The following is a 21,638-nucleotide window of genomic DNA, read 5'->3' as shown; positions in this document are numbered from 1 at the left end:
GGGACGCTCTCCCGGTGGCCCGGTGGCCCGGTGGCCCGGTGGCCCGGTGGCCCGGTGGCCCGGTGGTCCGGTGGTCCGGTGGTCCGGTGGTCCGGTGGCCCGGCAGTCGGGCGGTTCGGTGGTCCGGCAGTCGGGCGGTTCGGCAGGACAAGAGGCTCTGCGAGACATACGAGAGAGGGTGTCGTCGTGCTCGACCATCTGATCAGAGGGGCGACCGTCGTGGACGGGACCGGCGGCCCCTCCCGCACCGCCGACGTGGGGATACGGGACGGGCGCATCGCCGTGATCGGGTCCGTCACCGAGGCCGCGCGCACGAGCGAGGACGCGGCCGGGCTCGTGCTCGCCCCCGGCTTCGTCGACCCCCACACGCACTACGACGCCCAGCTCTTCTGGGACCCGTACGCGACGCCGTCGCTCAACCACGGCGTGACGACGGTCGCGGGCGGCAACTGCGGCTTCACCCTCGCGCCCCTGAACCCGGAGCGGCCCGAGGACGCCGACTACACGCGGCGGATGATGTCCAAGGTCGAGGGGATGTCGCTCGTCGCGCTGGAGGAGGGGGCGCCCTGGAGCTGGCACTCGTTCGGGGAGTACCTGGACGCGCTGGAGGGCCGCATCGCCGTCAACGCGGGCTTCATGGTGGGCCATTGCGCACTGCGGCGGTACGTGATGGGCCCGGACGCGGTCGGCGGGCAGCCGTCGCCCGCGCAACTCGACAGGATGCTGGAGCTGTTCCACGAGGCGATGGAGGCGGGTGCCTGGGGCTTCTCCACCACCCAGTCGTCCACGCACTCCGACGGCGACGGCAGGCCGGTCGCCTCGCGGCACGCGCGCCCCGCCGAACTGCTCGCGCTCTCGCAGGCGGTGGGGGAGCACGAGGGGACCCAGATCGAGGCCATCGTGGCCGGCTGCCTCGACCAGTTCAGCGACGACGAGATCGACCTGTTCGTGGAGATGAGCGCGGCGGCGGGACGCCCGCTGAACTGGAACGTCCTGACCATCGACGCGGCCGTCCCGGAGCGTGTGCCCCGCCAGCTGGCGGCCAGTGAGCGGGCCCGCGCCGCCGGCGGCCGCGTCGTCGCCCTGACCATGCCGATCCTCACGCCGATGAACATGTCCCTGGGCACCTTCTGCGCCCTGAACCTCATCCCCGGCTGGGGCGAGGTGCTGGGCCTTCCCGTGCCCGAGCGCATGGCGAGGCTCCAGGACCCCGAGGTGCGGTCCGAGATGCTGCGGCGCGCCGGCTCCAAGGAGGCGGGCGTCTTCCGGCGGCTGGCCGACTTCGGCCGCTACGTCATCGGGGACACGTACAGCCCGGAGAACGAGGGGCTGACCGGACGGGTCGTACGGGACATCGCGGCCGAGCGCGGCCAGGAGCCCTTCGCCTGCCTGGTGGACATCTGCGTCAACGACCGCCTGCGGACCGTCCTGTGGCCCATGCCCACGGACAACGACCCCGGCTCCTGGGCCCTGCGGCAGGAGACGTGGCGGCACGAGGACGTACTGCTCGGCGGTTCCGACGCCGGCGCGCATCTGGACCGGATGTGCGGGGCGCCCTACACGACCCGGTTCCTCGGCGACTGCCTGCGCGGCAGGAAGCTGGTGCCGCTGGAGCAGGCCGTGCGGATGCTGACGGACGACCCGGCCCGGCTCTTCGGGCTGCGCGGCCGCGGACGGGTGGCGGAGGGATTCCACGCGGACCTGGTGCTCTTCGACCCGGAGCGGATCGACGCGGACAAGGCCGTCCTGGTGCACGACCTGCCCGGGGACAGCCCGCGGCTCGACTCGAAGGCGATCGGCGTCACGGCCGTGTGGGTCAACGGCGTCGAGGTCATCCGGGGCGACGTGGTGACCGGGGCGGTGCCCGGGACGGTCCTGCGCTCGGGCCGTGACACGCGCACGGTGAGCACGAAATGACGGACGGGCGTCGGCTGTTCATCGGCGGCTCGTGGGTGGAGCCGGACGGCGGGCACTACGACGTGGTCGACCCGGCCACCGAGGAGGTCGTCGGACCGGCTCCCGAGGCCTCGCGGGCCCAGGTGCACGAGGCGGCCGCGGCGGCCCGGGCGGCCTTCCCGGGCTGGTCCCGCACGGCCCCCGAGGAACGCGCCGGCATCCTGCGCCGGGCCGCCGGGCTGATCCTGCGCGACCTCGTGCCGCACGCCGAGCTGGCCCGGGCCGAGAGCGGGGCCACCACGGCGACCGCCCGCGGGATGCAGGTGGGCGTGGCGGCCGCGCGGTTCCGCCGCTACGCGCGCGTGGAGCCCGTCGAGCAGGCGCTGCCCCCGCAGATCAACGAGGCGGGCCCGTTCGGGGGCGCGGCCGTGATGGGCGCGCTGGCCTTGCGCCAGCCGGTGGGCGTGGTCTCGTGCATCACGTCGTACAACAACCCGTGGGCCAATCCGGCCGGGAAGATCGCTCCCGCGCTCGCGATGGGCAACACGGTCGTGGTGAAGCCGGCCCCGCAGGATCCGCTGTCCGTGTACCGGATGGCCCGGGCCCTGGAGGAGGCGGGCGTGCCGCCCGGCGTGGTGAACGTCGTCAGCGGTTCCCGGGCCGAGGTCGGCGAGGCCGCCGTCGACTCGGACGACGTGGACATGGTCAGCTTCACGGGTTCGACCGCCGTGGGACGGCGGATCGCGGAGGTCTGCGGGCGCGGGATGAAACGCCAGCTCATGGAGTTGGGCGGCAAGGGCGCGGCGGTCGTCTTCGAGGACGCGGACCTGGGGTCGGCGGTCCGGGGGATCGGTACGACGTTCTCGTTCTACAGCGGGCAGATCTGCACCGCTCCGACCCGGGTGCTCGTGCAACGGGCGGTCCACGACCCGCTCGTGGCACGACTCGCCGACTACATGGGGCACCTGACCGTGGGCGACCCGCGGGCCGAGGACACCGTCGTCGGCCCGGTGATCTCGGCGGCGCACCGGGACCGGATCGAGGCGTACGTGGAGCTGGGCCGCAAGGAGGGCGCCCGGGTGGTCGCGGGCGGCGGGCGTCCGCCGCTCGACCGCGGCTTCTACGTGGCCCCCACCCTCCTCGCCGACTGCACCCCCGACATGCGGGTGGTCCGGGAGGAGATCTTCGGTCCGGTCGTCGTGGTCCTGCCCTTCGACGACGAGGAGGAGGCGGTCGCGCTGGCCAACGACAGCGACTACGGGCTCATCGACTACGTCTGGTCCGCCGACGTGGCCCGCGCCTTCAGGGTGGCCCGGCGGCTGCGGGCGGGCGGGGTCGGCGTCAACACGGTCGGCCGCAACATGGAGGCCCCGTTCGGCGGCTTCAAGCAGAGCGGGGTGGGCCGGGACGTGGGCTCGTACGCCCTGCACGCGTACTCGGAGCTCCAGTCGATCGTGTGGCCGGGCTGACGCGCACCCGGGAGAGCGGGGCGGAGGGGCTCCTGTCGGCGGTCGTCGACCACGGCTGGGACGAGTACTCGCGACCGAGCGGGACCGGCCCTCCGGCACCGACCCGGTACGGGACCTCCGCGAGGGCTGGGAGACCCACGTCGAGTTCGCCCTGCGGAACCCGAACCTGTACCACCTGATGAACTCCCCCGCGATGCGCGCGCCCCCGGCCGCCGCGCTGGAGTCCCACCGCATCCTCACCGCGGACCCGCAGTGGGCCGCCGGACAGGGCAGGGTGCGGAAGCCGGGGGTCCGGCGGGCTCTGGACGGGACTCCGCGGGAACGGACACCGCGGTTACGGACACCGCCGGCGCCGGCGGGGACGGGACGCGCGTCCCGGCCACCGCGGCCCGGCTCGACGCCCTGCTGCGGCAGTCCCCCTCGCCCGTCCTCACCCGTGCCGAGGACGCCCTGCTCGCCGAGGCCGGACCGCCCCTCGAACGCGCCGCGCGACTGACGCCCGGCTCAGTCGGTCAGATCGACCCGTACGGTCAGCAGCCGCGTCCCGAACAGCCGCACGGCCGAGCTGTTCAGCCGGGGCAGCGACCCGAGCCGGGCCCGCGCGTCGTCCTCGGGCAGCGGATGGGCGGTCCCGTGGTGCCAGCGCCCGCCGATCCGCACGCGCACCGCCGGGTCGGCCAGGATGTTGCGCACGTACTGCGACTTGTCGCCGTACTCGGAGACCAGCCAGAACGTGCCGCCGACGCGCCGCCCGCCGACCGGGGTGCGCCGGGCGAGGCCCGACGTCCGGCCGGTGGTCTCCAGCAGGGTCTGCCACGGCAGCCGCCGGACCAGCGGATTGAGCACCCGCCGCTGGAACGACGTGACGGCACGGAACTTGGCCTCGTGGTGACGCGGCATCCCGCCGACCCCCTCCTCCGCCTCCTCCGCCCGGGCGGGCCGTGGAGTCCGGCAGCCACCGTATCCGCGGCCCGCCCGGGGGAGGAGGGCCCCGCGCGCGGTCATGTCCTAGGCGCCCAGGAAGACCGGGTTGGTGAGCGCGACCGCGGCGCCCGGCAGCGGCCCGGCCGCCGCCCGGTGCCGCACCTCGGCCCGTACGTACGCCGCGTGACGGGCCGTCGTACGCCACTCCACCGTCCCCGAGCCGGACCCGGGGAGCCCGGCGGTGTGCAGCACGCCCTGGTCGGTGACCAGTCGGACCGTGCAGCGGGGCGCGCCCGAGACCTCCAGACGGACCGTCACCGGGGCGTCCTCCGCCACCCGCAACCGGCCCCCGACGAACGCGCGTTCACCCCTGGGCCCGGTCGCGGTGAACGACAGCACCACGGCCGCGGACTCCGCGATGTACGAGCGGCCCGCGCGGACGCCCTCCAGGATCGCCCGGCGGGTCAGGTCGTCGGCGAGGACGACGGTCTGCGGGGTGCCGACGGGGTCGGGGTCGCGATGGGCGTCGCTGCCGCCGATCGCCGGTGTCCAGCCCCGGCCGTCCCGTACGGAGGCGGCGAGCGCGCTGTCCCAGTCGGCGAGCGCCATCTCGTCGTCGGGCCCGAACGAGCCGTTCCACACCTCGATCGCGTCCGCCTCCGCGAACCCGAACTTCCAGTTGCAGCCGACGCAGGTGGCGTACGGGTGGGCGGGGACCACGAGACCCCCGGCCCGGCGGATCTGCCGCGCGAACCGGCCGAAGCGGTTGTCGCGGGCCCGGTAACGCCAGTCCACGAACGTGCCGGGGTCCGTGCCCAGGGCCACCACGTGCCCGTTGCGCGTGGTGACCTCCTCGCCCAGCAGGATCAGCAGGTCGTCGCCAGCCTCCGCCGCCCAGTGCGCGTGCGCCGCGTGGGTGTTGTGCTCCGAACTGTTGATGAAGTCCAGGCCCGCGGCCCGTGCGAGGGCGGCGATCTCGGCCGGGGTGCGGCGCCCGTCGGAGTGCCAGGAGTGCAGATGGCAGTCGCCCCGGTACCAGTCCCGGCCGCGGCCCCTCGCCCGCTCGGGCGGATACACGGGCCGCACGGGCGTGCCCGGCTCCCCGTAGGCCAGCGTCACGGTGACCTCGTACGCGAGCCCCTGCGGAGCCACCGTGAAAGGGCCGAGCGCGATGTGCCAGGTGCCCTCGCCGACCGGCCCCGCCAGGTAGCCGGGCGTCGCGTCGTCCGCGCGGACGAAGAACTCCGACCGCGCCCCGCCCGACCAGCCCCGGAAGCCCCTGCCGCCGAGCGCGGTGCCGCGCTGGTCGAAGAGGCCGATGTCCAGCGCGTTGCCCGCGGTGCCCGCCGGGACGGACGGCCGCTCGTACGTGTACGCGACCCTGATCTCCCGTACCCCGGCGGGGACGTCGACCGGCAGGTACACGAAGTCCGGCGAACCGGGCGGCAGGGTGCCGCGCACGATACGGCTCTCGGATCCGGCGGGCGCGTCCGCGCCGCTCGTGAAGCTCACGCCTCCCAAGGTAGGCGCGGCGCCCGCCCCGGTCACGGACGGGACACGTCCGCCGCTGCCGTGGCCGCCCTCGCGCATGTGTGCTGCTCCCGGCGCGCGGCGGCGGGTCGGCGGCAGGTCGCAACCCTGTGGTGCGTCGTGAACCGCGTTCCACGGGAAGGGAATCGGCGTCCCGCGGCGGACCGTCGCGGGTCCGCCCGGGGGGCCCGCGGCCCGCCGCGCGGCCCGCCGGACTGTGGCCCCCGACACACTCTCCGGCGGGCCCCGCCGCGCCGTACGTATTCTCGACGGATGACGAGCAGCGCCGACAACGCACGCCCCGGGACACCCACCGCCAACGCGATGCGCCGCGCCCTCAAACGAGCCCGTGACGGTGTGGCCCTCGACGTCACCGAGGCCGCCGTCCTCCTCCAGGCGCGGGGCGACGACCTGGGCGACCTGGCCGCCTCCGCCGCCCGCGTGCGCGACGCGGGCCTGGCCGCCGCGGGACGGCCGGGCGTGATCACGTACTCGAAGAGCGTCTTCATCCCCCTCACCCGGCTGTGCCGGGACAAGTGCCACTACTGCACCTTCGTCACGGTCCCCGGCAAACTGCGCCGGGCCGGCCACGGGATGTTCATGTCCCCCGACGAAGTCCTCGACATCGCGCGCAAGGGCGCCGCCCTGGGCTGCAAGGAAGCCCTCATCACCCTCGGCGACAAGCCCGAGGAGCGCTGGCCCGAGGCCCGCGAATGGCTCGACGCGCACGGCTACGACGACACGATCGCGTACGTACGGGCCGTCTCCGTCCGCATCCTGGAGGAGACCGGCCTGCTGCCCCATCTCAACCCGGGCGTGATGTCCTGGACCGACTTCCAGCGGCTCAAGCCCGTCGCGCCGAGCATGGGCATGATGCTGGAGACCACCGCCCGCCGCCTCTGGTCGGAGCCGGGCGGCCCCCACCACGGCTCCCCGGACAAGGAGCCCGCCGTGCGGCTGCGGGTCCTGGAGGACGCCGGGCGCTCCTCGGTGCCCTTCACCAGCGGCATCCTCATCGGCATCGGCGAGACGTACGAGGAGCGCGCCGACTCGCTGTTCGCGCTGCGCCGGATCTCCCGGGCCTACCACGGCATCCAGGAACTGATCATCCAGAACTTCCGCGCCAAGCCCGACACCGCGATGCGCGCGATGCCGGACGCGGAGCTGGACGAGCTGGTCGCGACGGTCGCCGTCGCCCGGCACATCATGGGCCCGTCCGCCTGCCTCCAGGCGCCGCCCAACCTCGTGGACTCGGAGTACGGGCGGCTGATCGGCGCCGGTGTCGACGACTGGGGCGGGGTGTCGCCGCTGACCATCGACCACGTCAACCCCGAGCGGCCCTGGCCGCAGATCGAGCTGCTGCGCGAGCAGTCGGCCCAGGCCGGCTTCGAACTGCGTGAACGCCTGTGCACCTACCCGGAGTTCGTGCAGCGGGGCGAGCCGTGGCTGGACCCCCGGCTGCTGCCGCACGTGCGGGCGCTGGCCGACCCGGAGACGGGCCTCGCGCGGGCCGACGCCGTCGTGGAGGGGCACCCGTGGCAGGAGCCCGAGGAGGCGTTCACCTCCTCGGGGCGCACGGACCTGCACGCCTCGATCGACACCGAGGGCCGCACCGGGGACCGGCGCGGCGACTACGACCACGTCTACGGCGACTGGGACGCGCTGCGGGAGGCCGCGGCCCCCGGCATGGTGCCCTCGCGGATCGACACCGACGTGCGGGCCGCGCTCGCGACCGCCGCCGACGACCCGACGAGGCTGACCGACGACGAGGCGCTCGCGCTGCTGCACGCGGACGGCCCGGCGCTGGACGCGCTGTGCGGCATCGCCGACGACGTCCGCCGTGCCGCCGTGGGCGACGACGTCACGTACATCGTCACGCGGAACATCAACTTCACCAACGTCTGCTACACCGGCTGCCGTTTCTGCGCCTTCGCGCAGCGCCGCACCGACGCGGACGCCTACACGCTCTCCCTCGACCAGGTCGCCGACCGCGCCGAACAGGCCTGGCAGCTCGGGGCGGTCGAGGTGTGCATGCAGGGCGGCATCCACCCCGACCTGCCCGGCACCGCCTACTTCGACATCGCGAAGGCGGTCAAGGAGCGCGTCCCCGGCATGCACGTGCACGCCTTCTCGCCGATGGAGGTCGTCAACGGCGCGACCCGCACGGGCCTGTCGATCCGGGAGTGGCTGACCGCCGCCAAGGAGGCGGGCCTCGACTCCATCCCCGGCACCGCCGCCGAGATCCTCGACGACGAGGTCCGCTGGGTGCTGACCAAGGGCAAGCTGCCCGCCGCCACCTGGATCGAGGTCGTGACGACCGCGCACGAGCTGGGCCTGCGGTCCTCGTCCACGATGATGTACGGGCACGTGGACCAGCCCCGGCACTGGCTCGGCCATCTGCGGACGCTGTCCGGCATCCAGCAGCGCACCGGCGGCTTCACCGAGTTCGTCACCCTGCCGTTCATCCACACCAACGCGCCGGTCTACCTCGCGGGCATCGCCCGGCCGGGCCCCACGATCCGCGACAACCGGGCGGTCACCGCGATGGCCCGCCTCCTGCTGCACCCGCACATCCCCAACATCCAGACGAGCTGGGTGAAGCTGGGCACGGAGGGTGCCGCGGAGATGCTGCGCTCCGGCGCCAACGACGTCGGCGGCACGCTGATGGAGGAGACCATCTCCCGGATGGCCGGGTCGGGCTACGGCTCCTACAAGTCGGTCAAGGACCTCATCGCGGTGGCCGGGGCGGCGGGCCGTCCGGCGCGGCCCCGGACCACCCTGTACGGGGAGGTGCCGCAGGAGCGGCAGCGGGCGGCGGCGGCTTCGGACGGGCATCTGCCGGCGCTTCTCCCCGTGCTGGAGTGACGCCCGCGCGGGGCGGCCGGCCGCGGCCGCGGACCGCGGCGGCCGTGACGCGAGGGCCGGGAGTGGCCGGGGGGACGGCCGTGGGACCCGTCGGAGTAGGATGATCCGACCCTCCGACGGGGTGAATCAGAGCTGAGGAGTTGCGTGCCCGTGCCTGCCCGACGGCTTCCCTCGTGGGCCTGGGTCACCGGTCTGACCGTGGCGGCTCTGGTGGTGGTGGCCGTGCTGGCCGGCCGGGCCACGGACGGACCGCGGCCGACCGCCTCCCCCGACCCGGAACCCTCCGCCTCGGCGAGTGCCAAGCCCTCCGCCGAGCCCCGCGAGCCGCGGCCCGCCGCGGTCCCAGACGGCTCCGGCACCGGGCGGCGGATCGTCTACTCCCTGGCGCAGCGACGCGTGTGGCTGGTCGACGCGAGCGACGCGACCCGGCGCACCTTCGCGGTGTGGCCGGGAACGGTGAGCCCGCAGCCCGGCACCTACAAGGTGTCCACCCGCAACGGCGCGGTGGTCGAGGGCAGCGACGGCGTGAAGATCGAGCACATCGTCTACTTCACCGTCGTCTCCGGCGTGAACATCGCCTTCTCCAACGCCGTGGACGGCTCCTCCCCGCCGCCGCCCGCCGACGGCGTGCGGACCGGCGGTGTCCGGATGAAGGTGGCGGACGGCGACGCCGTCTGGAAGTTCGGCACGGCGGGGACACCGGTCACGGTCGTCAAGTAGGCCCGCGCGCTGCCGCGCTGCCGCGCTGCCGCGTGGTGCTGCCGTCTGCCGTCTGCCGTACGCCGTACGCCGTACGCCGTCTGCCGTCTGCCGTCTGCCGTCTGCCGTACGCCGGGCGGCACGGGCACCGGCGGTCATGCCCCGCGCACGACGTTCTCGGCGAGCCACGCGTCGAAGGTCTGATCGCCGCGCGGCCCGGACTCCAGCGGCAGCAGGCCGTCGCCGCGCATGGCCCGCCCCGCGGCGCCGGGCAGCGTCAGCGGCACCAGCAGCCGCCGGCTGCCCCGTGCCCGCAGCAGGTCCCGCGCCAGGTCGACGAGCTGCTCCTCGCGGGGCCCGGCGAGCTCCGGCGCCCTGCCGCGCGGCGGCGCGACGACGAGTTCCACCAGGTGCCGCGCCACCTCGCGGGCCGCGATCGGCCGGGTGCGCGTGCGCGGCACCACCGCGAGCGGGCCGGGCACCTGGTCGACGGTCTGCCCCACGAACTCGTGGAACTGCGTGGCCCGCAGGACGGTCCAGGGGGTCGGCCCGGCCGCCAGCAGCTCCTCCTGGCGCAGCTTCCCCCGGTAGTAGCCCAGCCCCACGCGGTCGACCCCCACGATCGACAGGGCCACGTGGTGCCGTACGCCCGCCCGGGCGCCCGCGTCCAGCAGGTTGCGGCCGGCGCTCCCGAAGAACGACACGGACTTCTTGGCGCCGACGGTCGTCACGTTGCTGACGTCGACGACGGCGTCCGCGCCGGCCAGGGCCGCGTCGAGCCCCGACCCCGTCACCAGGTCCACACCCCTCGACCGGGACAGCACCACGGGTTCGTGACCCGCCGTCGCCAGCTCCCGTACGACGTGCCGGCCGACGAGACCGGTCCCGCCGGCCACCGCGATCCTCACGACGGTCCACCCTCTTCCTGTCCTGCCGGTCCGATGTGCGGCCATCATCCGTTCCCGGGCGGCCGGGACGGCACAGCCACGCGCGGGAGTCGCGGCCCCGCCTCCCGCGACCCGGGCGCGCACGGGACGGTGGCATGATCGCCGGATGGACGCGGGGGAGCGACTGGTACGGGCGGCGGAGAGCGGCGACGCGTTCCTCGTGGCCCGGCTCCTGGCCCGGGGCGCGCGACCGGACGTGCCGGACGCCGAGGGGCGGACGCCGCTCGAGTCCGCCGTGCGGAAGGACCGCGCCGATGTCGTCCGCCTGCTCGTCGGCGCGGGCGCCGACACGGCGCGGCGCGTGGGCGAGTACGGCGAGACGTCCCCGCTGTGCCTCGCGGCGATGCTCGGCCGCACCGGGGTGGTCGGCGCCCTGCTCGACGCGGGGGTCCACCCCGACACCCCGGACCGGATGGGTCAACCCGCCCTGGTCCTGGCGGCGACCGCCACCCCGGAGGGCCACCCCGCGACGGTGGACCTGCTGCTGGACCGTGGGGCCGCCCCGGAGATCACCCTGAGGGGCCGGACGGCTCTGGGGTGGGCGGCCTGCTTCGGCCGGCCCGGCACGGTCCGCCACCTCCTGGCCCGGGGCGCGGCCCCGACGCGCCAGGCCCTGGCCTGCGCGCGCGACCACGCGTCGAGCCGACCCGGGGGCCGTGCGGTCCACGAGGAGGTCATCGGGCTGCTGCGTGCCGCCCGGGGCCCGCGGACCGCTCCGCCGCAGGGCCGCTGAGGCGCGACCTCTCCGCCGGAGTCCGGTCGAGGCGCGGGACCGTTCCGCCGGAAGGCGCGGCCGAGGCGCGGGACCGCCCCGCCCGCCTTGTGCGCGGCGCCCGCCCGGCGCCCGGCACGCGGCGCTCCGCGTGCCCCGCCCGGTCGCCGTGCCGGGTGCGCGGCGGCCACCGGCACCCGCGGCCGCCCCGCCCCGAAACCCCATACGGAGAAGGCGTGTTGCCCGGCCCGGGGACACCCGGACGCGAACGGCGCGCCTGCGTCAGAATGGTGCGGGCGTGGCCGGGGAGCGAGGGAGGGCGGAGCACGCATGGGTCGTGACGAACCGTTGCCGTCGATGGCCGACCTGATCCGTCGGCGCACCCGGGCGGGCTTCGTCGGCCGCGGAGCCGAACGCGCCGCGTTCCGGCACAACCTCGGCCTGTCGCCCCGCGACGAACGCCACCGGTTCCTGTTCCACGTCCACGGCAACGCGGGCGTCGGCAAGACCTTCCTCGTACGGGAGCTGGAGCAGGTCGCCCAGGAGTGCGGCGCCCACACGGTCTACGTCGACGAGGCCGCCGGCAGCGTCCCGGAGGCGATGGCGGTGATCAGCGCCCACCTCGGCCGGCAGGGCCACCGCTTCAGGGACCTGGACCGGATGCTGGTCACGCACCGGGAGCGCCGCCACGAGGCCGAGGCGGCGTCCGTCGCCACCCAGGAGCCGGACCAGGACGGCCCGTCGACGGCGAGCGTGCTGGCGGCCCGGGCCGGACTCGCCGGCATCGGGCTCCTGCCGGGCGCCGGAGCCCTCACCCAGATCGTCGACCCCGAGCGGCTCGCCGAGGGCGCGGACCGGGTGCGGGCGGGCCTCAGCGCGCGGCTGCGCAGCCAGGACGACGTGCAGCTGGTGCTCTCACCGGAGAGCGTGCTCACGCCCGTGCTGCTGCGCGAACTCGCCGAGGCCGCCGCGACCGTGCCGTGGATCGTGCTGTTCCTCGACACGTACGAGCGGACGGGCGCCTTCCTCGACGCGTGGCTGCGCCAGGTGACGACCGGGGACCGCTACGGCGGCGCGCTGCCCGGCAACGTCGTCGTGGTGACCGCGGGGCAGCACCCCGCCGACCCGGGCCGCTGGGGCGGCCTCGCGGACTTCGTGGTGGACATGCCGCTGGGCCCCTTCACGGAGACGGAGGCGCGCGGACTGCTCGCCGACCGGGGTGTCGTCGCGGAGCCCGTGGTGGACGAGGTGCTCCGGCTCAGCGGCGGCCTCCCGGTGCTCGTCTCGACCCTGGCCGAGAGCCGCCCCGCCGACCCGGCCGACGTCGGCGACCCCAGCTCCACCGCCGTCGAACGCTTCCTGAAGTGGGAGCCCGACCCCGTGCGCAGGGCGACGGCACTCGCCTGCGCGCTGCCCCGGCGGCTGGACGCGGACGTGTTCAGGGCGGTCGTCGACTGCGGGGAGGAGGAGGCGGCCGGCCTCTTCGCCTGGCTGCGGGGGCTGCCCTTCGTGAGCGACCGCGGGGACCGCGTCCAGTACCACGACGTCGTACGGGCGCCCATGCTCAGGCTCCAGCGGCACCACTCACCACGCGGCTGGGCGCGGCGGCACAGCCGCCTCGCGGCGGAGTTCGGCCGGTGGCGCGAGGAGGCGGAGGCGGCCGCGGGGGCCGACGGGACGTGGGCCGACGAGGCGTGGCGGGCCCTGCGGCTGGCCGAGTCCTACCACCTGCTGTGCGCCGCGCCCCGGTCCGCGCTGCCCGTCGTCCTGCGGGACCTCGTCGACGCCTGCGGCCGGGGCGACATGCCCGCCCTGCGCTGGGCCCAGGTCCTGGCCGACGCGGGACAGGACACGGACGCGCCGGCGGTGGCGGACTGGGGGCGCGAACTGCTGGCCGCCCTCGCGGACGGCGGGGTGGTCGAGGTCCTCGGACGCCTGCTGAGCCGTGCCGAACTCGACGCATCCGGCCGGGCCGCAGCCCGGACGGTCCGCGGCGACGCGCTGCGGGACGGCGGCGCGTACGAGCGGGCGCTGGCGGAACTCGACCAGGCCGTCGCGCTCGACCCCGGGCTCGCGCGTGCCCGCTGTGCCAGGGCGCTGGCCCACGCCGAGTCCGGCGACCACACGGCCGCGGTCCGCGATCTGGACCGGGCGCACGAACTCGCGCCGGACGACGCGCGGACGATCTCCCTGCGCGGCGAGTACCACCGGATCCTCGGCCACCACGCGCAGGCCGTCGCCGACCTGGACCGGGGGATCGAGCTCGATCCTGCCCGGGACTTCGCCTGGGCGTCCCGGGGCGCCACGTACAGCCGCCTCGGACGGTACGAGGAGGCGCTCGCCGACCTGAACCGGGCGCTGGAGATCAACCCCGACTACGCCTGGGCCCTGGCCCGCCGGGCCCGGGTGCGGCGGGCCCTCGGCCAGCCCCGGCTGCAACTCGCGGACCTGGACCGGGCCGTCGCGCTGAAGCCCGAGTCGGCCTGGATGGCCTGCGAGCGGGGTGACGCCCTGCGGGGAGCGGGCCGCCACGAGGACGCCGTCGCGGACTACGACCACGCGGTCGGCCTGGACGCCGGGTACGCCTCGGCGTACGCGAGCCGCGGGGTCTCCCACCGGGAGCTGGGCCGTCCCGGCCCGGCCCTCGCCGACCTCGACCGGGCGCTGGCCCTCAACCCCGGCTACCCGTGGGCGCTGTGCCAGCGATCGGACCTGCACAGCCGCCTGGGCGACCCCGCGCGGGCGCTGGCCGACGCGAGCCGGGCCGTGGAGCTGCGCCCCGGTGACGCCGGCATCCGCACCCTGCGCGGCCGGGCGCTGTGCGGCCTGGGCCGGTACGCCGACGCCCGCCGGGAGCTGGACCTGGCCCTCGAACTGGACCCCCGCTCGCCGGAGGCGCTCTGCGTGCGGGCGCGGGCCCTGTTCGAACTGGGGCTGCCGGACGAGGCGCTGGCGGACGTCGGGCGGGCCGCCGGTCCGGACGGGCCGGCCGCCGCCTCGGCAGGGGCCCTCGTCCGGCTGGCGGACGTGGTCGACGAGCTGGCCCCGTGGCGCTCCGGCCGGGCGGGCGGGGCGCTGGCCCCGCTGCTCTCCCGGCTCAGCGCAGCCGGTCGACGTACCGGTCCGTCCCCGGCACCGTCGGAATGAACGGGGCCACCAACTCGACCCGGCCCAGGCCCGTTTCGGCCACCGCGGTGTCCAGGGCGGTGAACCCGGGGTCCCAGCACCCGCGCGGGTCGGCCTCCAGGAACCACAGCAGGGTCAGCCGGGTGTCGACGCCCTCGACCTGCTTCACGTACGTCATGCGGTCGCCGGGGAGCGGGGTCGGACGGAACACCGTGACCATGGCCGCGGACGAGCCGGACAGCAGCCGGGGCAGGTGACGCGAGCGCAGCCACTCCAGCAGTTCGTCGCGCGCGGACGGGGACTCGGCGTCGACGACCTCGACCACGAGGCCCGCGTACGGATGGTCGAGCGCGTGGAAGTCGCGCGGACCGGCGGCGCCGTCCCGGTAGACCGTCGCCTCGTGGTCCTGGAACGCCGTGAAGACGTGCGTGCGGTCCTGGTAGACCCTGCCGTCCCTGTTCAGGCGCCTGTTGATGCCCACGGTCCACTTCATGTGCTCGTCGTAGCGGCCGTCGGTGACCCAGTAGGTGGACAGGTAGCAGCCGGCGGTGACGGGCTGGGCGACGGCCGACTTCTCCGGGTAGCGCAGGAGTTGGAGGTCCCGGGTCGCGACCCAGCGGCGGCCCGCGAACATCCACGGCATCGCCATCGCCCCGGCGTAGTAGTGGTCGTCCTCGTACCAGCGGTTGTACGCGTACTCGTGGCCCGGATGCGGCTCCACCATGGTGATCAGGGCGTGGCCCGGGCGGACTCCGTACGGGCCGACCGCGGCCAGCCGCGCGTACTCCTCGGCGCGGGTGCCGTCTCGCGTGTCCTCGGACATGGCTCTTCCCTTCCTTCCTCCGCCGGTCGCCCATACTCTGACGCCCCGTCAGACAATGCGCCAGATCCGGGGAGGCCCCTCATGTCACTGCTCCAGGGCAAGACCGTCGTCGTCTCGGGGGTCGGCGCCGGCCTCGGCCACCGGGTCGCGGCGGCGGTCGTGAGCGACGGGGGGAACGCCGTGCTCGGCGCGCGCACCGAGGCGAACCTCGCGAAGTCGGCCGGGGAGATCGACCCGGAAGGCGCGCACACCGCCTACCGCGCCACGGACATCACCGACGAGGGCCAGTGCGAGGCGCTGGCCGCGCTGGCCGGGGAGCGCTTCGGGCGGATCGACGCCGTGGTCCACGTGGCCGCCTGGGACAGCGTCTTCGGCGGCCTGGAGGACGCGGACTTCGCCACCTGGCAGGCGGTGCTGGACGTGAACCTGCTGGGCACCCTGCGGATGACGCGGGCCTGCCTGCCGGCCCTCAAGGAGCGCGGCGGCTCGGTGGTGATCATCGGTACGCAGTCCTCGGTGGCCGCGCCGAGCCAGGTCCGGCAGGCGGCCTACGCGGCCTCGAAGGGCGCGCTCACCAGCGCGATGTACTCACTGGCGCGGGAGCTGGGACCGCATCGCGTCCGGGTCAACACCGTGCTGCCGGGCTGGATGTGGGGGCCGCCGGTGGAGGCGTTCGTGCAGTTCACCGCGCACACGGAGGGCGTGCCGGAGGCCGAGGTGCTGGAGCGGCTGACGAGCCGGATGGCCCTGCCGGAGCTGGCCACGGACGGAGACGTGGCGGACGCCGCGGTGTTCCTCGCCTCGGACCGCGCGCGGGCGATCACCGGACAGTCCTTGCTGGTCAACGCGGGTGAGCTGATGCGATAGCCGATTCTGCGTGCGTTCAGGGACGTGAACCGAGGTCAGTAAGCAGAACTATTTTACCTCCTCTTGACCAACACGGCTGTTGTCGCGGCCATGCCGTCGAACCCACGATGAGCGGGCGCTTCACGACCCTGGGAGGGGGCACATGAACGGTCTCGACTGGGCCGTGCTCATCGGCTACTTCGGTGTGATGGTCGCGATCGGTGTCTGGTCCCACAAACGCGTGGGCGACGTCAGCGACTTCTTCACGGCAGGCGGAAAGATGCCGTGGTGGCTGTCGGGCATCTCGCACCACATGTCCGGCTACAGCGCGGTGATGTTCACGGGCTACGCAGCCATCGCCTACACGTACGGGGTGACGTCCTACGTCACCTGGTCCTTCCCGATCGCGATCGGCATCGCGATCGGCGCCCGACTCTTCGCGCCCCGGCTGAACCGGGTCCGCTCACGACTCCACGTGGCCTCGCCGCTGGAGTACCTGAAGAACCGCTACAACCTGCCCACCCAGCAGGCACTCGCCTGGTCGGGCGTCCTGCTGAAGATCGTGGACGTGGGCGCCAAGTGGGCCGCCATCGCCACCCTGCTGTCCGTCTTCACGGGCGTCTCGCTCAACATGGGCATCCTGATCACCGGCGCCGTCACCGCCGTCTACTGCACGGTGGGCGGCCTCTGGGCGGACGCGCTGACCGAACTCGGCCAGTTCATCATCCAGTTCGTCGCCGGCATCGCGATGCTGGTCGCCGTGATGGCCGAACTGAACGGCTTCAGCACCCTGTGGAGCGTCTGGGACGAGCCCGCGCTGGAGGGCCACACCAAACCGCTGGCCGGCCCGTACATGATGGTCTTCCTGATCGCGTACCTGTTCATCAAGACCTTCGAGTACAACGGCGGCATGTGGAACCAGGCCCAGCGCTACATGGCCACGGACTCCGCGAAGTCCGCCACCCGCTCGGGCGCCCTGTCCGCCTCGCTGTGGCTCGTCTGGCCGCTGGTGCTGTTCTTCCCCATGTGGGTCGCCCCGCTCATCGTCAAGACGGACGTGCCGGCCGACTCGTACGCGCTGATGGCCGAACACCTGCTGCCGCACGGGCTGCTGGGCCTGGTCATCGTCGGGTTCTTCTCCCACACGATGGCGATGTGCTCGTCCGACGCCAACGCCATCGCGGCGGTCGTGACCCGCGACATCATGCCCGCCGTCTCACGCAAGGCCCGCGAATGGGACACCCGGATGGGTCTGCTGGCCGCCCGCTGGGCCACGCTGCTCTTCCTCGGCCTGTCGATGGCCATCGCGACGCAGGTCAACTCCGACTTCTTCGGCGACATCATCACCGTCGTCATCAAGTGGGTCGCCGGCCTGATGGGTCCGATCGCGATCCCGCTGATGCTCGGCCTGCTGCCCTGGTTCCGCAAGAGCGGTCCCACGGCCGCGCTGATCAGCTGGGGCGTCGGCCTGCTGACCTTCTGGCTGGTCAACTACCCGATCAGCTGGAACGTCGACGGCGGGGTCCCGCTCCAGTACCAGGTGTCGATCCCGCTCGCGGTCTCCCTCGTCCTGTACGTCCTCATCGGGTACGTCAGGCCGGAGGACACCCCGGAACGGGACGCGCTCATCGCGACGATCAACTCGGACGACGGGGGCTCCGCCTCGGCGGCCGTCCCGGCTCCGGCCGGCCCCGCGGACGACGTCGTCGGAGCACCGGCCAAGGACTGAACCCCGGGACGAGGGCCGGACCCCGCACCGGGGTGCCGACACCGAACGGCGACGAGGGCGGCCGCTCCCCACGAGCGGCCGCCCCCGTCGTGCGCGCGGGAACCGCCGCGCCCCGCCGAGCTCAGAGGGCGGGGACCGGCGCCCCGCCCGGCAGCGCGGCGTAGCCCCGCGGATAGCGGGCCAGCCACCCCGGCGAGGAACCCGCCGGGCCGTGCAGGGCCGGGCCCTGCGTCATCTCCATCGCGAAGTCGTCCGCGAGCACCAGCATGGTCGGGCGGCCCTCCAGCTCGGCGAGCCACGACGGCGGGAGCGCCGTCTCGCCGTGCAGGGCCCCGAGCAGCGCGCCCGTCAGGGCGCCGGTGACGGCCGAGTCCCCGCCGTGGTTCACCGACAGGCGCAGCCCGTGCCGGGTGTCCTCGCCGACCAAGGCGCAGTACACGGCCACCGAGAGCAGCCCGTCCGCCGTCCCGGCGCCGGCCAGGTCCTCCACCCGCGCCGGTGACGGCAGACCCTGCCGTACGGCTCCCAGGGCCCGCTGCAGCGCCTCGGCGACGGGCTGCTGCCCCGGGCGGGGGGCCAGGAGCTGCAGGGCCCGCTGGACCGCCGTGTCCAGGCTCTCGCCGCGCGCCAGGCCGTGCACGACGACCGCGTGGGCGCCCGCGGAGAGGCACGCCGTGGGATGGCCGTGGGTCTGTGCCGCGCACTCGACGGCGAGCTGCATGACCAGTTCGGGCTCCCAGCCGACCAGCAGCCCGAAGGGCGCGGACCGGGCCGCCGCCTCGGCTCCCGGGTCGTCGGGGTTCTTGGGCGCCTCCGGAGTGCCCATCGTCTCGTCGCCGAGGCCGGTCAGGCAGGAGCGGGCGGGGTCGCGGCGCGCGTACAGCCACTCCTCGCGAGCCAGCCAGCCGTCCTCCTTGCGGCGCTCGTCGGGCCCCCAGTCGCGCTGGGTCGAGGCCCAGCGCAGATACGCCCGGTGCAGGTCCGTCGGCGGGTGCCAGGCGCCCGTGTCCCGGCGGACCTGGGCCCTGATCAGCCCGTCCAGGGAGAACAGCGTGAGCTGCGTGAGGTGCGAGACGGCTCCGCGCCTGCCGTGCCCGAAGGCCGGCTCGCCGATGCCCTCCGCCCCGTGCGCCGCACGGATCTGCTCCATGCCGAGGCCGCGCACGGGCGAGCCGAGCGCGTCTCCGACGGCCGCGCCGAGCAGGGTGCCGCGCACCCGGCTGCGGAAGTCCTGCTGCTCGGCACGGCCCCAGACGGCACCGGTCGTCGCACCCACCGTGGCCTCCAGAGCTCCGGTTCCGAATCCGTTCGAACGGATGACAGCTCAGCACTGTAATCGAACGGGAACGGTCGGTTGAGGGCCGGAACGGAATGTGAACAGTGAGGCGGCCGGCCACCCTTTGGAGTCACTCGTCGGGCATGTCCGGGCGGCGGGAACGCGCCGAGCCCCCTCGGCCGGGACGGCGGGCCAGTCGAGAGGGCTCATACATGGTGCTTGTGAAGTTGTGGACAGCGGTTGTCGACGCTCTTACTGCCCGAGGCATCCGTGGGGTCAGACGGTGCCCCGGCTCACCTCTGACACGAAGGCGTTCCACGACTCCGCCGGGAAGGCGAGCGTGGGGCCCTCGTGGACCTTGGAGTCGCGGACGGCGATCGCCGTCAGGACGGGGGACTTGACCTCGACGCATGCGCCGTTTCCTTGGGAGTACGAGGACTTGGTCCACGCATCCGTGGCGCCCTGCTTGATTGCCATGTTCGCTCCGGTAGCCAGTTGCTGAGTTGCTGTCACCGCGTTGCGGGTTCCTTCCGGAACCCACAGTTCGGTTTGCGCCAAGCTTGTTTCGTCTTGGCGTGATCGACGCTACTCGCCAACATCGGTTCGCGAAGCGACTATTCACCCGACTGGATGGCATATACCGGTGGAGTCTTCCGCCGGAAGGTGGCGAGGGTGTATGGTTCCGCATTCCCTCGCCGGGGCAGTCGAATTCGGCCTGTCGTGCCCCTCCGGCTCCTCCGGCCCCTCGCGCTCCCCTTGCTCCCCTGGCTCCCCGATCGTCCCGGGGTGCCGGCGACCCGGGACGGGCTCCTCAGCGCGCGTAGTCCTTCGCGACGTCCGCGATGAACTCCCGGGACTGGTCCGCGTTCAGTGCCTGCGCCCGCAGGTGCTCGTACATGACGCTGTACTTCTGGACGTCGTTCGCCTTCTCCAGGTACAGGTCGCTGGTGACGCCCTCGATGTAGACCACGCTGGAGTCGGCGGCGTCGGGGAACTTAAGGATCGCGTACTGGCCGCTGACGCCCGGGTGGGCGCCCATCGAGAACGGGATCACCTGGACCGTCACGTGCGGCACGTGCGACATCTCGACGAGATGCTCCAACTGCTCGATCATCACCTGCTTGTTGCCCACGGTCCGGCGCAGCGCGGCCTCGTCCAGGACGGCCCACAGCCGCAGCGGGTTCTCCGGGTCGGAGATACGTTCCTGTCGGCGCAGGCGCACCTGGACGCGCTTGTCGATGTCGACGGCCGCCGCCTCGGGCAGCGCGCCCGCGATCAGGGACTCCGCGTACGGCCGGGTCTGCAGCAGGCCCGGGACGACCAGGGGGTCGTACACGCGCAGGCTCGCCGCGTCCGTCTCCAGACCGATGTAGACGCTGTACGGGATGTCGCCGAAGGAGTGCCACCAGCCCTGCTGACGCGAGTCCTTGGCCATCTGCATCAGCGAGTCGACGATACGGACGTCCTCGACCTCGTACACCCCGCACAGGTCCCGGACGTCACGCTGGCTGATGCTGCGGCGCCCGTTCTCCAGACGGCTGATCTTCGACTGCGAGACGAGCAGGCGCTCCGCCACCTCTTCGGCCGTCATGCCCTTGAGCTCGCGGAGCCGGCGCAGCTCCTGGCCCAGCCGGCGCCGCCTGACGGTGGGATTGACACTGGACGCCACGGGACGTGCACCTCCGGCTGCGTGCTGCCTGTACTTTGCGTATCTGCTGTTGAGCAGATTGCCACCAAGGTGCTCGCCACCGCTGGGAAACAGCGGATGTGACGTGCGCGCACGCCGGGTGACACCACCTCACGCCACCTGGTGCGGAGCTCCCGTGAGAGCCCACGACGACGTGGCGGCGCGGGGCGGCGGGCCGCGTCGTCGTCCGGACGTACGGCCCGCCGCCCCGCGCGCCCAGCGGCTCCCGGACCGGGTCGTGGGACTGGCGGTACGGCGCTGACGTGCTTGGTGCCGGTGCTGCTGCGGTCGTGCTGGTGCGAATGCCGTGGACCGGCCGCTCAGTGGGCCACGGCGCGCGCCATCGAACCGCGGCGCGGTTGCATCGGAACGCCCCTGGCGGGCTCCGGTGCCGGCCTGGCTCCGGGGGCGGCCTGACGGCCGACCGGTGCCGGGCTGCGGCGCGGCTGCGCGGCCACGCCGTTCTGGACGTCCATCACGGCGTGCGCCACGAGACCGCCCATGGGGTCGTGCCTGATCAGGTCCCGGAGGCGGGAGCGCGACGAACGCCCTTCGTTCCCCGGGTAGAGGTGCTTGCCCAGGCCGACGGCGTGCGCCAGCGCGGCCAGTGCGGCGGTCCGCGGGTCCGGCGGTACGCCGGTGCGGATCGCACTGTCCAGCCGGGCCCTGATCTCCCGGCTGATCTCCGTGTCCGTCGCCTGATAGCGAGTCGTCGGAAGCACCCCGCACATCTGGCCCGCCACGGCATGCACCATGCCGCACCGCTCCAGATGCGAGAGATATGTCTGGCGCAGCCCCAGCCGGGGCCCGCCGATCCAGTTCACAGCGCGTACCGGTGCACCCCGCCTGCGGAGTAGCTCCAGCGCACAGTCCAAAGTCGGATCTCCGGTCGGCCGTGGTACCACCACGGCGATACGATCCCCGTCTGGGGCTATCCGTCCGGCCAGCGCCAGCTCCACTAGCTGCGCTCCGGCCAGACCGAGGTCGAGCGACTGCGGCTGCGCGGTGGTACCCGTGGTCGGGTCCAACGCCAGCAGCAGAAGCTCCTCCGGAATAGTTCTGCGGCTCCTGCCCATCCATGCCTCCCCGCGTGGATGAATGACAGGGTG

General features: G+C 74.0%; 17 protein-coding genes. 9 read left to right on the top strand and 8 right to left on the bottom strand.

The features are described from left to right. Nucleotides 1–186 precede the first annotated feature (186 nt). The gene (locus IE265_RS05540; RefSeq protein ID WP_308434772.1) at nucleotides 187–1,917 is read left to right on the top strand and encodes an N-acyl-D-amino-acid deacylase family protein; all 1,731 of its coding nucleotides are present in this window, start codon (nucleotides 187–189) and stop codon (nucleotides 1,915–1,917) included. Further along, entirely contained in the window at nucleotides 1,914–3,365 is a 1,452-nt protein-coding gene (locus IE265_RS05535) for an aldehyde dehydrogenase family protein (RefSeq protein WP_190034214.1), read from the top strand. Before IE265_RS05540 ends, IE265_RS05535 begins: the two co-directional genes overlap by 4 nt. A 504-nt stretch (nucleotides 3,366–3,869) precedes the next feature. Here IE265_RS05535 and IE265_RS05530 read toward each other — a convergent pair. Further along, a complete protein-coding gene (locus IE265_RS05530) occupies nucleotides 3,870–4,265 on the bottom strand; it encodes a nitroreductase/quinone reductase family protein (protein ID WP_190034213.1) in 396 nt (131 codons plus the stop codon). A gap of 108 nt (nucleotides 4,266–4,373) precedes the next feature. Continuing rightward, nucleotides 4,374–5,879, bottom strand: coding sequence for a CehA/McbA family metallohydrolase (locus IE265_RS05525; RefSeq protein ID WP_190034212.1), 1,506 nt, complete (start codon nucleotides 5,877–5,879; stop codon nucleotides 4,374–4,376). 213 nt (nucleotides 5,880–6,092) lie between these two features. Here IE265_RS05525 and IE265_RS05520 point away from each other — a divergent pair, with 213 nt between their 5' ends. Both IE265_RS05520 and IE265_RS05515 read left to right on the top strand, forming a co-directional pair. Then, entirely contained in the window at nucleotides 6,093–8,684 is a 2,592-nt protein-coding gene (locus tag IE265_RS05520) for a bifunctional FO biosynthesis protein CofGH (RefSeq protein WP_190034211.1), read from the top strand. A 144-nt stretch (nucleotides 8,685–8,828) separates the two neighbouring features. Next, nucleotides 8,829–9,404, top strand: a complete 576-nt coding sequence (locus tag IE265_RS05515) for a hypothetical protein (protein ID WP_190034210.1) — start codon at nucleotides 8,829–8,831, stop codon at nucleotides 9,402–9,404. 134 nt (nucleotides 9,405–9,538) lie between these two features. Here the strand turns inward: IE265_RS05515 and IE265_RS05510 are convergent, their stop codons facing one another. Beyond that, entirely contained in the window at nucleotides 9,539–10,291 is a 753-nt protein-coding gene (locus tag IE265_RS05510; RefSeq protein WP_190034209.1) for an SDR family oxidoreductase, read from the bottom strand. A 145-nt stretch (nucleotides 10,292–10,436) separates the two neighbouring features. Here IE265_RS05510 and IE265_RS05505 point away from each other — a divergent pair, with 145 nt between their 5' ends. Further along, nucleotides 10,437–11,063 carry an ankyrin repeat domain-containing protein gene (locus IE265_RS05505; protein WP_190034208.1) on the top strand — a complete coding sequence of 209 codons (627 nt, stop codon included), beginning with the start codon at nucleotides 10,437–10,439 and terminating at the stop codon, nucleotides 11,061–11,063. Nucleotides 11,064–11,372: 309 nt separating this feature from the next. Continuing rightward, nucleotides 11,373–14,189: a tetratricopeptide repeat protein gene (locus tag IE265_RS05500; RefSeq protein ID WP_190034207.1), complete on the top strand. Its 2,817-nt coding sequence runs from the start codon at nucleotides 11,373–11,375 to the stop codon at nucleotides 14,187–14,189. Here IE265_RS05500 and IE265_RS05495 read toward each other — a convergent pair. After that, nucleotides 14,140–14,991: a hypothetical protein gene (locus tag IE265_RS05495; protein WP_190034206.1), complete on the bottom strand. Its 852-nt coding sequence runs from the start codon at nucleotides 14,989–14,991 to the stop codon at nucleotides 14,140–14,142. The genes IE265_RS05500 and IE265_RS05495 overlap by 50 nt on opposite strands. Before the next feature lie 81 nt (nucleotides 14,992–15,072). Here IE265_RS05495 and IE265_RS05490 point away from each other — a divergent pair, with 81 nt between their 5' ends. Together IE265_RS05490 and IE265_RS05485 are read left to right on the top strand one after the other, a co-directional pair. Beyond that, on the top strand, nucleotides 15,073–15,858 hold the full coding sequence (locus IE265_RS05490; protein WP_190034205.1) for an SDR family oxidoreductase: 786 nt from the start codon (nucleotides 15,073–15,075) through the stop codon (nucleotides 15,856–15,858). A 142-nt stretch (nucleotides 15,859–16,000) separates the two neighbouring features. Further along, nucleotides 16,001–17,566 (top strand): sodium:solute symporter family protein, encoded by a 1,566-nt coding sequence (locus IE265_RS05485; protein WP_190034204.1) that lies wholly within the window; start codon nucleotides 16,001–16,003, stop codon nucleotides 17,564–17,566. Nucleotides 17,567–17,687: 121 nt separating this feature from the next. On the opposite strand, the gene IE265_RS05480 is transcribed toward IE265_RS05485, so the two are convergent. The 3 genes from IE265_RS05480 to IE265_RS05470 form a co-directional block, all read right to left on the bottom strand. Beyond that, nucleotides 17,688–18,842: an ADP-ribosylglycohydrolase family protein gene (locus tag IE265_RS05480; RefSeq protein WP_190034203.1), complete on the bottom strand. Its 1,155-nt coding sequence runs from the start codon at nucleotides 18,840–18,842 to the stop codon at nucleotides 17,688–17,690. A gap of 276 nt (nucleotides 18,843–19,118) precedes the next feature. Beyond that, on the bottom strand, nucleotides 19,119–19,319 hold the full coding sequence (locus tag IE265_RS05475; protein ID WP_190034202.1) for a DUF397 domain-containing protein: 201 nt from the start codon (nucleotides 19,317–19,319) through the stop codon (nucleotides 19,119–19,121). Between the two features lie 334 nt (nucleotides 19,320–19,653). Continuing rightward, the gene (locus IE265_RS05470) at nucleotides 19,654–20,511 is read right to left on the bottom strand and encodes a helix-turn-helix domain-containing protein (RefSeq protein ID WP_190034201.1); all 858 of its coding nucleotides are present in this window, start codon (nucleotides 20,509–20,511) and stop codon (nucleotides 19,654–19,656) included. Between the two features lie 154 nt (nucleotides 20,512–20,665). Between IE265_RS05470 and IE265_RS38935 the strand changes: the two genes are divergently transcribed. After that, nucleotides 20,666–20,791, top strand: coding sequence for a hypothetical protein (locus tag IE265_RS38935; RefSeq protein WP_268255784.1), 126 nt, complete (start codon nucleotides 20,666–20,668; stop codon nucleotides 20,789–20,791). Nucleotides 20,792–20,849: 58 nt separating this feature from the next. Here the strand turns inward: IE265_RS38935 and IE265_RS05465 are convergent, their stop codons facing one another. Then, nucleotides 20,850–21,605 carry a GOLPH3/VPS74 family protein gene (locus IE265_RS05465; RefSeq protein WP_190034200.1) on the bottom strand — a complete coding sequence of 252 codons (756 nt, stop codon included), beginning with the start codon at nucleotides 21,603–21,605 and terminating at the stop codon, nucleotides 20,850–20,852. Nucleotides 21,606–21,638 lie beyond the last annotated feature (33 nt).

This window comes from Streptomyces fructofermentans (assembly GCF_014651055.1).
Taxonomy (GTDB): Bacteria; Actinomycetota; Actinomycetes; order Streptomycetales; family Streptomycetaceae; genus Streptomyces; species Streptomyces fructofermentans.
The sequence above is the reverse complement of the archived record's forward strand: the minus strand, read 5'-3'. Positions and strand labels throughout refer to the sequence as shown.